At 54.2% G+C, this 12,300-nt stretch carries 12 protein-coding genes and 4 tRNA genes; 7 read left to right on the top strand and 9 right to left on the bottom strand.

The genetic code is table 11. The features are described from left to right. Positions 1 to 6: 6 nt before the first annotated feature. The 3 genes from ptsH to cysZ form a co-directional block, all read right to left on the bottom strand. Positions 7 to 264: a phosphocarrier protein Hpr gene (ptsH, locus tag OGX84_RS12025; RefSeq protein ID WP_005971891.1), complete on the bottom strand. Its 258-nt coding sequence runs from the start codon at positions 262 to 264 to the stop codon at positions 7 to 9. A 383-nt stretch (positions 265 to 647) separates the two neighbouring features. Beyond that, complete coding sequence (cysK, locus tag OGX84_RS12020; RefSeq protein WP_112001785.1) at positions 648 to 1,619, bottom strand: cysteine synthase A; 972 nt, start codon at positions 1,617 to 1,619, stop codon at positions 648 to 650. 188 nt (positions 1,620 to 1,807) lie between these two features. Next, entirely contained in the window at positions 1,808 to 2,569 is a 762-nt protein-coding gene (gene cysZ, locus OGX84_RS12015; protein WP_112001786.1) for a sulfate transporter CysZ, read from the bottom strand. A 229-nt stretch (positions 2,570 to 2,798) separates the two neighbouring features. Between cysZ and zipA the strand changes: the two genes are divergently transcribed. The 3 genes from zipA (at position 2,799) to OGX84_RS12000 (ending at position 6,112) form a co-directional block, all read left to right on the top strand. After that, positions 2,799 to 3,806: a cell division protein ZipA gene (gene zipA, locus OGX84_RS12010; protein ID WP_112001787.1), complete on the top strand. Its 1,008-nt coding sequence runs from the start codon at positions 2,799 to 2,801 to the stop codon at positions 3,804 to 3,806. A gap of 70 nt (positions 3,807 to 3,876) precedes the next feature. After that, entirely contained in the window at positions 3,877 to 5,892 is a 2,016-nt protein-coding gene (ligA, locus tag OGX84_RS12005) for an NAD-dependent DNA ligase LigA (RefSeq protein WP_112001788.1), read from the top strand. A gap of 1 nt (position 5,893) precedes the next feature. Next, complete coding sequence (locus OGX84_RS12000; protein ID WP_012131373.1) at positions 5,894 to 6,112, top strand: DUF3820 family protein; 219 nt, start codon at positions 5,894 to 5,896, stop codon at positions 6,110 to 6,112. Here OGX84_RS12000 and OGX84_RS11995 read toward each other — a convergent pair. After that, positions 6,109 to 7,107 (bottom strand): bile acid:sodium symporter family protein, encoded by a 999-nt coding sequence (locus tag OGX84_RS11995; RefSeq protein WP_058667834.1) that lies wholly within the window; start codon positions 7,105 to 7,107, stop codon positions 6,109 to 6,111. The two genes, OGX84_RS12000 and OGX84_RS11995, sit on opposite strands and share 4 nt — an antisense overlap. 89 nt (positions 7,108 to 7,196) lie before the next feature. Between OGX84_RS11995 and OGX84_RS11990 the strand changes: the two genes are divergently transcribed. After that, entirely contained in the window at positions 7,197 to 8,123 is a 927-nt protein-coding gene (locus tag OGX84_RS11990; RefSeq protein WP_012131376.1) for a LysR family transcriptional regulator, read from the top strand. Here OGX84_RS11990 and OGX84_RS11985 read toward each other — a convergent pair. Next, entirely contained in the window at positions 8,114 to 8,455 is a 342-nt protein-coding gene (locus tag OGX84_RS11985) for a FlxA-like family protein (protein ID WP_024130136.1), read from the bottom strand. The genes OGX84_RS11990 and OGX84_RS11985 overlap by 10 nt on opposite strands. Positions 8,456 to 8,690: 235 nt before the next feature. On the opposite strand from OGX84_RS11985, the gene xapA reads away from it, so the two are divergent. From xapA to OGX84_RS11970, 3 genes are all read left to right on the top strand, one after another. Beyond that, the gene (xapA, locus tag OGX84_RS11980) at positions 8,691 to 9,524 is read left to right on the top strand and encodes a xanthosine phosphorylase (protein ID WP_012131379.1); all 834 of its coding nucleotides are present in this window, start codon (positions 8,691 to 8,693) and stop codon (positions 9,522 to 9,524) included. Between the two features lie 59 nt (positions 9,525 to 9,583). After that, a complete protein-coding gene (locus OGX84_RS11975) occupies positions 9,584 to 10,840 on the top strand; it encodes a nucleoside permease (protein WP_110493977.1) in 1,257 nt (418 codons plus the stop codon). 97 nt (positions 10,841 to 10,937) lie between these two features. Continuing rightward, positions 10,938 to 11,822, top strand: a complete 885-nt coding sequence (locus OGX84_RS11970) for a LysR family transcriptional regulator (protein ID WP_047462185.1) — start codon at positions 10,938 to 10,940, stop codon at positions 11,820 to 11,822. 71 nt (positions 11,823 to 11,893) lie between these two features. Here the strand turns inward: OGX84_RS11970 and OGX84_RS11965 are convergent. The 4 genes from OGX84_RS11965 to OGX84_RS11950 form a co-directional block, all read right to left on the bottom strand. Further along, positions 11,894 to 11,969: transfer RNA gene (locus tag OGX84_RS11965), tRNA-Lys, on the bottom strand. A gap of 4 nt (positions 11,970 to 11,973) precedes the next feature. Then, positions 11,974 to 12,049, bottom strand: a tRNA-Val gene (locus OGX84_RS11960). A gap of 46 nt (positions 12,050 to 12,095) precedes the next feature. Further along, positions 12,096 to 12,171: transfer RNA gene (locus OGX84_RS11955), tRNA-Val, on the bottom strand. A 44-nt stretch (positions 12,172 to 12,215) separates the two neighbouring features. Then, positions 12,216 to 12,291: transfer RNA gene (locus tag OGX84_RS11950), tRNA-Val, on the bottom strand. Between the last annotated feature and the right edge of the window lie 9 nt (positions 12,292 to 12,300).

The raw sequence follows: 12,300 nt of genomic DNA, 5'->3' as shown, positions 1-12,300 counted from the left end.
GGGAACTTACTCGAGTTCCGCCATCAGTTTGACCAGATGCTCTACCGCTTTTTGTTCGTCTTCGCCTTCAGCAGCGATGGTGACAACGGTGCCCTGAGTCAGGCCCAGAGTCTGTAGTTTGAACAGGCTTTTTGCGCTGGCGCTTTTGCCGTTGGAAGTCACAGTAATCTCAGAAGTGAAGCCTTTCGCTTCTTTAACAAACTGAGCAGCAGGGCGGGTGTGCAGACCGTTCGGAGCGGTAATGGTAACTTCTTGCTGGAACATTGTATTTCCCCAACTTATAGGTTTAGTGTTGTGGAACTAAAGTCTAGCCTGGCGGTTTGACTTTAGCCTGTATTGTTAGCGTCGGCGTAAACGGGACGCGACACACCAGGTGTTATGCGCAATCCGTTGCTGGCAACTGCTGGCCGCTGACGTTTCGCTCGTCATTAAACATTATGCCGTGAAAGGAAGACTTGAACCAAATCATTAAATCGATTCAGCTAGCGCTTTTCCTGTAACGATTAATTTCGGGCATCAAAATAATTAGTCTGGTTAAATACCAGACCCGGCAGGGTGAATCAATGCCAGGAGGGTTGAAAATTTGAAGCAGGCCACAAAAAAGCACCCAAAAGGGTGCTTTTTTACGCGTTTTTAACATGCTGGCATTACTGTTGCAGTTCTTTTTCAGTAAAGAGATCGGCAAACAAAGCAGTGCTCAGATAACGCTCACCCGATGACGGTAGGATAACCACAATATTCTTATTGGTAAAGGTTTCATCTTCCTGGAGCTTAAGCGCTGCCGCAACGGCCGCGCCGGAAGAGATCCCCGCCAGAATACCTTCTTCTTCCATCAGGCGACGAGCGGTGGAAATGGCTTCTTCATTTGTGATGCTGACAACTTTATCAATCAGTTTCAGATCGAGGTTGCCCGGAATGAAGCCTGCGCCAATGCCCTGAATTTTGTGCGGGCCGGGCTTCAGTTCTTCACCAGCCAGCGCCTGCGCGATAACCGGAGAGTCGGTCGGTTCTACTGCTACGGTAATGAGGTCCGTTTTGCCTTTGGTGCCTTTGATGTAGCGGGTGACGCCTGTCAGCGTACCGCCGGTGCCGACGCCGGAGATAAAGACATCGACCTGACCATCGGTATCTTCCCAGATTTCCGGGCCGGTGGTTTTTTCGTGAATTTCCGGGTTAGCCGGGTTGCTGAACTGCTGAAGCAGCAGGTATTTTTCTGGATCGCTGGCGACAATCTCTTCCGCTTTCTGGATAGCGCCTTTCATGCCTTTCGCGCCTTCGGTCAGTACGAGGTTCGCCCCCAGTGCTTTGAGCAGTTTGCGACGCTCAACGCTCATGGTGTCTGGCATGGTCAGCGTCAGCTTGTAGCCACGCGCGGCAGCAACATAAGCCAGCGCGATACCGGTGTTGCCGCTGGTCGGTTCCACCAGTTCGACGCCCGGTTTCAGCACGCCGCGTTTTTCGGCATCCCAAATCATATTGGCACCGATACGGCATTTAACGCTGAAGCTCGGGTTACGTGATTCCACCTTCGCCAGAATGCGTCCGTTACCGATACGGTTCAGTCGAACCAGCGGCGTATGACCGATAGTCAGCGAGTTATCTTCAAAAATCTTACTCATGGCCTGTCCTTAACTGTATGAAATTGGGATACATGGGCTAGCATACCTGCTCAGAGAATATGCGGAAGTAAGGATTTAGCATATCTATATTCGGAAGGGAAATAATGGCTACCGAGATGGAATAAGGAGCGGCATAAGCCCCTCCTTTTTTATACAACTATTTTACAGGTTTATGAGTTCGCTGTGATTCATTTCCATGACCCATGTCTGGAACGGTAGCAATCAACCCACATCGCCGTTGCGCCACACACGGCGACGGGCATGATCACCAGGTTAAGCACCGGGATCATGGTGAACAAACTGGTTAACGCGCCGAACTGCATATTGGCGACTTTCTGCGTGCGCAGGGCGGTGCGCATCTCTTTGAACGGGACTTTGTGGTTGTCGAAGGGATAGTCGCAATACTGAATCGCCAGCATCCACGCGCTGAACAGGAACCACAGCACCGGGGCGACGGTTTGCCCGACTCCTGGAATAAAATAGAGAATTAACAGCACAATGGCGCGCGGCAGATACCAGATGAACTTTTGCCATTCGCGTTTCATAATGCGCGGCACATCTTTCATAATACCCAGTACGCCGGTATCTGGCGGCGTTGCGCCGGTCAGGCGCGCCTCAAGCTGTTCCGCCAGCAGCCCATTGAAAGGGGCGGCGATCCAGTTGGCAATGGTTGAAAAGAAATAGCCGAAGACCAGTAAAACCGAGATGACCGCAATGGGCCACAGCAGATAGCTTAACCACTGCAACCAGTCGGGAACGTGGCTCATCAGCGAAGGGATCCAGACGTCCAGTTGCGTAAACAGCCACCAGAATGCGCCGCCCATCAGCAAAATGTTTACCAATAACGGCAAAATAACAAAGCGACGGATCCCCGGTTGCGTGACCAGTTTCCACCCCTGTGAGAAATAGTAAAAGCCGCTGCGAGGTGCAGTTGCGGATGATGACACCATAATCAGGACATGCTCCTTTTATAAAGCCCCGGGTAAACTTTGCGTATCTTACCGGGTTGTGACGCGTTCGCCAGTTAAGAAATGTTCGAAAAAACAGCAAAAAGCACGATTTCGTTCATCTTTATGCTGTGAAAGCCAAGAGCGCACTTGCACTTGACGTAATCGGCAAATACTCTTAGTGAGTAAATGTTTGCCGTGGTGGCAAGGTGTTAGAACAACAGAGAATATAATGATGCAGGATTTGCGTCTGATATTAATCATTGTTGGCGCGATCGCCATAATCGCTTTACTGGTACATGGTTTCTGGACCAGCCGTAAAGAACGATCTTCTATGTTCCGCGATCGTCCACTGAAACGCATGAAGTCAAAACGTGACGACGATTCTTACGACGATGACGTCGAAGAAGAGGAAGGCGTGGGTGAAGTTCGTGTTCACCGCGTGAATCATGCCCCCGGCAACGCTCAGGAGCATGATGCGCCTCGTCAGTCGCCGCAACACCAATACCAGCCGCCTTATGCGTCTGCGCAGCCTCGTCAACCAGCCCAGCAGCCGCCTGAAGCGCCAGCGCAGCCGCAGCAACGGCCGCAACCGCAACCGGCACAACAACCGGCACAGCCTGTGCAGCAACCAGTACAGCAACAGCCGGTAGCGCCGCAGGTTCAGTCTGCGCCGCAACAGCCTGTTCAGCCAGCGCCACAGCAACCTGCGCCTCAGCCTGCTCCGCAGACTTTCCAGCCAGCGGAACCTGTCGCAGAGCCTGCGCCAGCGCCTGAACCAGTAGTGGAAGAAGCGCCCGTCGCGGAAAAACCGCAGCGTAAAGAAGCGGTCATTATTATGAACGTCGCCGCTCATCATGGCAGCGAGCTTAGCGGCGAAGTGCTGCTGAACAGCATCCAGCAAGCGGGCTTCAAATTTGGCGATATGAATATTTTCCATCGCCACCTGAGCCCGGATGGTAGCGGCCCTGCGCTGTTTAGCCTGGCCAACATGGTGAACCCGGGAACGTTTGATCCTGAAATGACCGGTGATTTCTCCACGCCGGGGGTCACTATCTTTATGCAGGTGCCTTCTTACGGCGACGAACTGCAAAACTTTAAGCTGATGCTCCAGTCTGCGCAGCATATCGCTGATGAAGTCGGCGGCGTGGTGCTTGATGACCAGCGCCGGATGATGACGCCGCAGAAACTGCGTGAATATCAGGATCGCATTCGCGAAGTGAAAGAATCCAACGCCTGAGAAACCCAGGTGTGATCCCCCCTTTCTGAACCCCCGCCTGTCGGGGGTTTTTTATCATTGATGGTGCGATATGGAATCAATCGAACAACAACTGACAGAACTGCGAACCACGCTTCGCCATCATGAGTATCTTTACCATGTGATGGATGCGCCGGAGATCCCGGACGCTGAGTATGACCGTCTGATGCGCGAACTTCGTGAGCTGGAAGCGCAGCATCCAGATTTAATTACGCCGGACTCCCCGAGCCAACGCGTCGGAGCGGCGCCGCTGGCGGCGTTCAGCCAGATTCGCCACGAAGTGCCCATGTTGTCGCTGGACAACGTGTTTGATGAAGAGAGTTTTCTGGCGTTTAACAAGCGCGTGCAGGATCGGCTAAAAAGCGGCGATAAACTGACCTGGTGCTGCGAGCTGAAGCTGGACGGCCTGGCCGTCAGCATCCTGTATGAAAACGGCGTGCTGATCAGCGCGGCAACGCGTGGAGATGGAACGACCGGCGAGGACATCACCTCCAATGTGCGTACCATTCGCGCTATTCCGCTGAAGCTGCGTGGCGATAACATTCCGGCGCGTCTGGAGGTTCGTGGCGAAGTTTTCCTGCCGCAGGCCGGGTTTGAAAAAATTAATGAAGAGGCGCGCCGCACCGGTAATAAAGTATTTGCCAACCCGCGTAACGCTGCGGCGGGGTCGTTGCGCCAGCTTGATCCGCGTATTACCGCGAAGCGACCGCTCACTTTCTTTTGCTACGGCGTCGGCATTCTGGAAGGTGGCGAACTGCCCGATACGCATCTGGGGCGCTTGCTGCAATTTAAAGCCTGGGGGCTTCCGGTAAGTGACCGGGTGACGCTGTGCGACTCTCCCGAAGCGGTGCTGGACTTCTACCACAAAGTGGAAGAAGACCGCCCGACGCTGGGTTTTGACATTGACGGCGTGGTGATTAAAGTCAACTCGATGGCGTTGCAGGAACAGCTTGGATTTGTCGCCCGCGCGCCGCGCTGGGCGGTGGCCTTTAAGTTCCCGGCGCAGGAGCAAATGACGTTTGTACGCGATGTAGAGTTCCAGGTGGGGCGGACTGGCGCGATCACGCCCGTCGCCCGTCTCGAACCGGTGCATGTTGCGGGTGTGCTGGTCAGCAACGCCACCTTGCACAACGCGGATGAAATTGAGCGTCTTGGCCTGCGCATTGGCGACAAAGTGGTGATTCGCCGCGCGGGGGATGTGATCCCGCAGGTGGTGAACGTGGTGCTTTCCGAACGCCCGGAAGAGACGCGCCCGGTCGAGTTCCCGACGCATTGCCCGGTGTGCGGTTCTGATGTCGAGCGCGTGGAAGGCGAAGCGGTCGCTCGCTGTACCGGTGGCCTGATCTGCGGCGCGCAGCGCAAAGAGTCGCTCAAGCACCTTGTTTCCCGCCGGGCAATGGACGTTGACGGCATGGGCGATAAAATTATCGACCAGCTTGTCGAGAAAGAGTATGTCCACACCCCGGCAGATCTGTTCCGTCTGACGGCAGGCAAACTGACGGGCTTGGATCGTATGGGGCCGAAATCGGCGCAGAATGTGGTGAATGCGCTGGAAAAAGCGAAAGAGACCACCTTCGCGCGATTCCTCTATGCGCTCGGTATCCGCGAAGTGGGCGAAGCCACGGCGGCAGGGTTGGCGGCGTACTTCGGTACGTTAGAGGCGCTGGAAGCGGCCTCTATCGACGAACTGCAAAAAGTGCCGGATGTCGGCATTGTGGTCGCTACGCACGTTTTCAACTTCTTTGCTGAAGAGAGTAACCGGGACGTGATCGGGCAGTTACTGGCGGAAGGCATTCACTGGCCTGCGCCGATCGTGGTTAACGCCGACGAAATCGACAGCCCGTTTGCCGGTAAAACGATCGTCCTGACGGGCAGCCTCAGCCTGATGTCGCGAGATGATGCGAAAGCGCGCCTCGTGGCGCTGGGGGCAAAAGTGGCGGGCAGCGTATCGAAAAAAACCGATCTGGTGATTGCGGGCGAAGCGGCGGGATCTAAGCTGGCGAAAGCGCAGGAACTGGGGATTGACGTGATCGACGAAGCAGAGATGCTCCGCTTACTGGGTGTCTGACATGGAAAAAGAGCAGCTGATTGAGATAGCCAACACGGTGATGCCGTTCGGCAAGTACAAAGGGCGTCGGCTCATTGATGTGCCGGAGGAGTATTTGCTGTGGTTTGCCCGTAAGGATGAATTTCCGGCGGGAAGACTGGGCGAGCTGATGCAAATCACGCTGCTGATTAAAACCGAGGGGCTGACGCAACTGGTGCAGCCCCTGAAACGACCTCTTTAAGCCTTCGCGGCGCGGCCTTCTTGCTGCGCCTGCAACTTATCGGTCTGGCGTTTGTAGCGACGCGCCAGCATCGCGCAGACCATCAACTGGATCTGATGGAAGATCATCAACGGCAGCACCATCATCCCAATCACTGAGGTGGGAAACAGGATATTGGCCATCGGGATGCCGTTCGCCAGACTCTTTTTCGACCCGCAGAAGACAATGGTTATCTCATCTGCTTTGCTGAATCCGAACCTGCGGGCGGCAAACACGTTAACGCCAATGACAATCGCCAGCAGCACAAGGCTGACGACGACAATAAACAACAACGAGCCCCATCCCACTTTGTGCCAGATACCGTTAACGACGGCTTCGCTGAATGCGGAATAGACGACCAGCAGAATGGAGGTCTGGTCCGTTTTTGCAATCCACTTTTTATGACGCGCGACCCAGTTGCCAATCCACGGACGCGACAGGTGCCCCAGCACAAACGGCAGCAGCAGTTGCAGCATGATTTTGCCAACCTGTTCCAGGCTGCCTTCCGCTCCGTGGATATTCATCACCAGGCCGACGAGCAGCGGCGAAAGAAAAATCCCCAGCAGGCTGGAGGCCGATGCCGAACAGACGGCCGCCGCGACGTTTCCTCCCGCCAGAGAGGTAAAGGCGATGGCAGACTGTACGGTCGCGGGCAAAATACACAGGTACAGGAAACCGGTATACAGCATGGGATCGACATTGACGGGCGCCCACCAGGCAAATAACACCCCGAGAACCGGAAACAGGATGAAGGTGCTGCACATTACCCACAGGTGCAGCCGCCAGTGGCTGCCGCCCGCGATAATGGCTTCGCGTGAGAGTTTTGCGCCATGCATAAAAAACAGCAGCGCAATCGCGGCGGTGGTTAAGCCTTCAAAAAACGGAACGAAATCCCCTTTGGCCGGAAAAAAGGAGGCCAGCAAAACGACGGTGATAAGCGTCAGCGTGAACGGATCAAGAATACGAAAAAGTTTCATAAAAACTCCTGAAAGTCGATGCAGGTATTTTGCTTTTTTCCGTTTGAGAAATAAAATTGATTTATTGCATCTATATATGAATTTAACAGATGAATTATTCTCTGCGTCAACTTCGTATCTTTGTCACCGTCGCTCAGGCTAAAAGCTTTAGTCGGGCAGGGGACGTCATTGGTCTGAGTCAGTCTGCGGTGAGCCACAGCGTAAAAGAGCTGGAACGGCAGACGGGAGTTAAGCTGTTGGATCGCACCACGCGAGAAGTGACGCTGACGGAAGCGGGTCAGCAGCTGGCGGGGCGTCTGGAACGTGTTCTCGATGAACTGCACAGTACTCTGCGGGAAGCCGGAAGAGTGGGAACGCAGTTAACCGGCACCGTGCGCGTGGCGGCCAGCCAGACGATTTCCGCGCATCTTATCCCGCAGTGTATCGCGCAGAGTAACCAGCTGTACCCGGAAATTGATTTTGTACTGCACGATCGTCCCCAGCAGTGGGTGCTGGAGAGCATTCGTCAGGGGGATGTGGATTTTGGCATTGTCATCGATCCCGGGGCTGTTTCGGATTTGCAATGTGAAGCCGTGCTGTCTGAACCCTTTTTGCTGTTGTGTCGCCAGGATAGTCCGTTAGCGCAGCGGGAGTGGGTTAACTGGCAGGATCTTAAACATGAGCGGCTGGTATTACAGGATTACGCCTCCGGCAGCCGCCCGTTGATTGACGCGGCTTTCGCGCATTTTGCCATTGATGCCACGATCGTGCAGGAGATTGGGCATCCCGCAACGCTGTTTCCGATGGTGGAGGCGGGGATTGGCATCAGCGTGTTGCCCGCGCTGGCGTTGCCGCTGCCTCAGGGAAGTCATTTGCAGGTGAAACGGCTGACGCCCGTCGTCGAAAGGCAGTTGATGCTGGCGAGACGCAAGAACCGGTCGCTCTCTACGGCGGCTCAGGCGCTGTGGGACGTCGTGCGCATGCAGGCCAGTGAACTTACCGCTGGCCGTGCACGCGATCCGTTGTATCAGATATAAACATCAATTTGGTGATCGTCGGAAGGCGCGTTGACACCTTCGGCCCTGAGTTGTTTCTGCTCCTGCTTCTGCTGCGTTTCTTCTGCCTGCTGGCGCTGTAATTGCGCCAGCTGCGCCTGCAACATTTTAATTTGCGTCTGTATCAGTTCCTGCTGCTTTTGTTTCTCTTCTGTGCTGCCACTGCCGTCAGCAACCTCTTTGAGCTGCTGTGTAAGCTTTGTAATTTGCTGCGTGATGCGTGAGATTTGCGCAGACAGATCGTTACCGGTAGCGGCTTTGCTGCCCGTGCTGCCGCTCTGAACGGCGGAGACTGAAGTGTTGATCGTCGTCATTACCATTTCCTCTTGCCTTAAAACATTAATATCGGCAGAGGTGAACAGACCTTCAGCAGTCCCTGCCATTTCTGGTGGGCAAATCAGGCAAAGTCTGACCATTTTATTTTACGTATCAATATACATTTTATATCGATCGTCCGGGAAAACGGTATTGGTAATCGATTGGTTACTCTCGTTATAACAACGACGTACCCAACGTATTTATCGATTATTCCGTTTTTAAGGACCTCTTATGACCCACACCCTTTTTTCGCAAAATCCCTGGTACAGCGCTGACATCATTCGCGCGCACAAGCCTGATTTTACCCCGCGTGTTGCTTTCATTCTTGGCTCCGGTCTGGGAGCGCTGGCGGAGCAAATTGAAGACGCGGTGGCAATTTCTTATGCGCGTTTGCCTGGTTTTCCGGTCAGTACCGTTCACGGGCATGCGGGGGAACTGGTGCTGGGGAATCTGGCTGGAGTCCCGGTGGCATGTATGAAAGGCCGTGGGCACTTTTACGAAGGTCGCGGCATGACGATCATGACTGACGCGATCCGTACCCTGAAACTGCTGGACTGTGAACTGCTGTTTTGCACTAACGCCGCCGGCTCCCTACGCCCGGAAGTCGGGCCAGGCAGCCTGGTCGCGTTGAGCGATCATATTAATACGATGCCGGGCACGCCGATGGTGGGGATGAACGACGAACGCTTTGGCGATCGCTTCTTCTCGCTGGCCAATGCCTACGATGCGGATTACCGCGCCATTCTCCAGCGCGTTGCAGGGGAAGAGGGCTTCACGCTTCACGAAGGGGTGTTTGTCTCTTATCCGGGGCCGAACTTTGAGACGGCAGCGGAAATTCGCATGATGCAGATCATCGGTGGCGACGTGGTGGGAATGTCGGTCGTCCCGGAGGTGATTAGCGCGCGCCATTGCGGACTAAAGGTGGTGGCCGTATCCGCTATCACCAATCTGGCGGAAGGGCTGGGTGATGTGAAACTGTCCCATGCGCAAACGCTGGCGGCGGCTGAGCTTTCCCGGCAGAACTTCATCAATCTGATTTGCGGCTTCTTACGCCAACTGGCTTAAAACACAAAATAATAATGGCCCTGCTTGCAGGGCCGTACTTTACGGCAAGGAACGAAAAAATGGGTATTACGTCCCGCTTAAAAGTCATGTCGTTTTTACAATATTTTATCTGGGGAAGCTGGCTGGTGACCCTGGGTTCTTACATGATTAACACCTTACATTTTACTGGCGCTAACGTTGGAATGATTTACAGCTCAAAAGGGCTGGCGGCGATTATTATGCCGGGCATTATGGGGATCGTCGCCGATAAATGGCTGCGTGCCGAGCGTGCATATATGCTCTGCCATCTGGTGTGCGCCGGCGCGTTGTTGTATGCCACGACCGTGACCGACCCGGATGCGATGTTCTGGATAATGTTAATTAATGCAATGGCCTATATGCCGACTATTGCCTTATCCAACAGCGTTTCTTACGCCTGTCTGGCGCAGTCCGGCCAGGACCCGGTTACTGCATTCCCGCCCGTTCGCGTCTTTGGCACCGTGGGCTTTATTATCGCTATGTGGACGGTCAGCCTGATGGGGCTGGAGCTAAGCAGCGCGCAGCTGTACATTGCCGCTGGCGCTTCGCTGTTACTGGCGCTGTATGCCTTTACGCTACCGAAAATTCCGGTGGCGAAGAAGAATACGTCCGCCACGCTTGCCAGCAAACTGGGGCTGGATGCGTTTGTCTTATTCAAAAATCCGCGAATGGCGATTTTCTTTTTGTTTGCGATGATGTTAGGGGCTGTGCTGCAAATTACGAATGTTTTCGGTAATCCCTTCCTGCACGATTTTGCCCGCAATCCGGCGTTTGCCGACAGCGTTGTGGTGAAATATCCCTCCATCCTGCTGTCTGTTTCCCAAATGGCTGAAGTGGGTTTCATTCTGACTATCCCGTTCTTTCTGAAACGCTTTGGCATTAAAACCGTGATGCTGATGAGTATGCTGGCATGGACGCTGCGCTTTGGCTTTTTTGCGTTTGGCGATCCATCCCCGTTTGGCGTTGTGCTGCTGCTGATGTCGATGATTGTTTACGGTTGCGCTTTCGACTTTTTCAATATTTCAGGATCGGTATTTGTTGAGCAGGAAGTCAGTTCGACGATCCGCGCCAGTGCGCAAGGGCTGTTTATGACTATGGTCAATGGTGTAGGCGCCTGGGTCGGGTCAATTTTGAGCGGTATCGCCGTGGACTACTTCTCGGTGGGCGGCGTGAAAGACTGGCAGACCATCTGGCTGGTATTCGCCGCTTATGCGCTGGCGCTGGCAGTGATTTTTGCGCTGTTTTTCAAATATAAACACGAGCCAGAAAAATGGCTGGCGAAACCACTGGCGCACTAACGGCTGAAACGGCGGGGCGCCTGCCCGCCGTTTCAACGTCCCTGAGACAAATGTGCTAACGTTGCGCATTATTCCTTATCTGTGGAGCGCAATAATCATGGAACGCGTACATCGTATAGATCTTAAATTATTGCGCTATTTTCTCGCTGTTGCTGAGGAGCTGCATTTTGGCCGGGCGGCGGCGCGTCTGAATATGTCTCAGCCTCCTCTTAGTCTTCATGTCAAAGAGCTGGAAAATCAGCTCGGCACGCCGTTGTTTGTTCGCCATTCCCGCAGCGTGGCGTTAACGCATGCGGGGAAAATTCTCATGGAAGAGTCGCGGCGTTTGTTGTTCAGCGCGAATCAGGCATTTGCGCGCGTGGAACAGATCGGACGCGGTGAGGCAGGGCGCATTGAACTGGGCGTTGTGGGCACGGCGATGTGGGGGAAAATGCGTCCTGTGATGCGCCGTTTTTTGAAAGAGAACCCCAATGTCGAGGTGTTATTTCGCGAAAAAATGCCTGCGATGCAGATGGCGTTACTGGAGCGACGCGAGCTGGATGCTGGCATCTGGAGAATGGCGATCGAACCGACGGAGGGATTTACCAGCCTGCGCTTACATGAATCCGCATTTCTGGTGGCGATGCCGGAAGATCACCCTCTGGCTTGCTGCCCGGCGATCCCTCTTGATGCGTTACGCAACGAATATTTCGTCACCATGCCTTCGATTCATACCGACTGGGCATTTTTGCAACGTGTTTGTCAGAAGGCCGGATTTACGCCGATGATAGTGCGTGAAGTTATGGAGCCGCAAACGGTGCTGGCGATGATCAGCATGGGGATTGGCATTACGTTAATCGCGGACAGTTATGCGCAGATGAACTGGCCGGGCGTGGTGTTCCGCCCTCTGGAAGAACGTATTCCGGCAGATTTGTATATTGTTTACGAGCCGCAGCAGGCAACACCGGCATTAACGAAGTTGATTGATGCGCTGATTCGTTGAGCATTGCCTGATAAGCGAAGCGATAAATATCGCGCATAGCAAAAAGGCGCCTTTAGGGCGCTTTTTTACATTGGTGGGTCGTGCAGGATTCGAACCTGCGACCAATTGATTAAAAGTCAACTGCTCTACCAACTGAGCTAACGACCCGAAGTGGTGGGTGATGACGGGATCGAACCGCCGACCCCCTCCTTGTAAGGGAGGTGCTCTCCCAGCTGAGCTAATCACCCACTTCGGTACTTCATTTTACTGCAAGAAATTCAGCTGGCGAGAAAGTGGTGGGTGATGACGGGATCGAACCGCCGACCCCCTCCTTGTAAGGGAGGTGCTCTCCCAGCTGAGCTAATCACCCACTTCTCAATTTCTTGCTACACGGCGGAGACTACATAAAGTAGTTGGTGGGTGATGACGGGATCGAACCGCCGACCCCCTCCTTGTAAGGGAGGTGCTCTCCCAGCTGAGCTAATCACCCCCGCTGTGT

Source organism: Citrobacter sp. CK202 (genome assembly GCF_030333225.1).
Classification (GTDB): Bacteria; Pseudomonadota; Gammaproteobacteria; order Enterobacterales; family Enterobacteriaceae; genus Citrobacter_B; species Citrobacter_B koseri.
This window is presented reverse-complemented; position numbering and strand designations above follow the sequence as displayed.

Excerpts from the sequence above, each read along its gene's own strand:
- OGX84_RS11975 (WP_110493977.1), top strand. The coding sequence starts at position 9,584 with ATGGGTATTACGTCCCGCTTAAAAGTCATGTCGTTTTTACAATATTTT.
- zipA (WP_112001787.1), top strand. The coding sequence starts at position 2,799 with ATGATGCAGGATTTGCGTCTGATATTAATCATTGTTGGCGCGATCGCC.
- ptsH (WP_005971891.1), bottom strand. The coding sequence starts at position 264 with ATGTTCCAGCAAGAAGTTACCATTACCGCTCCGAACGGTCTGCACACC.
- cysK (WP_112001785.1), bottom strand. The coding sequence starts at position 1,619 with ATGAGTAAGATTTTTGAAGATAACTCGCTGACTATCGGTCATACGCCG.
- OGX84_RS11990 (WP_012131376.1), top strand. The coding sequence starts at position 7,197 with ATGAATTATTCTCTGCGTCAACTTCGTATCTTTGTCACCGTCGCTCAG.
- OGX84_RS12000 (WP_012131373.1), top strand. The coding sequence starts at position 5,894 with ATGGAAAAAGAGCAGCTGATTGAGATAGCCAACACGGTGATGCCGTTC.
- OGX84_RS11995 (WP_058667834.1), bottom strand. The coding sequence starts at position 7,107 with ATGAAACTTTTTCGTATTCTTGATCCGTTCACGCTGACGCTTATCACC.
- xapA (WP_012131379.1), top strand. The coding sequence starts at position 8,691 with ATGACCCACACCCTTTTTTCGCAAAATCCCTGGTACAGCGCTGACATC.
- OGX84_RS11985 (WP_024130136.1), bottom strand. The coding sequence starts at position 8,455 with ATGACGACGATCAACACTTCAGTCTCCGCCGTTCAGAGCGGCAGCACG.
- cysZ (WP_112001786.1), bottom strand. The coding sequence starts at position 2,569 with ATGGTGTCATCATCCGCAACTGCACCTCGCAGCGGCTTTTACTATTTC.
- OGX84_RS11970 (WP_047462185.1), top strand. The coding sequence starts at position 10,938 with ATGGAACGCGTACATCGTATAGATCTTAAATTATTGCGCTATTTTCTC.
- ligA (WP_112001788.1), top strand. The coding sequence starts at position 3,877 with ATGGAATCAATCGAACAACAACTGACAGAACTGCGAACCACGCTTCGC.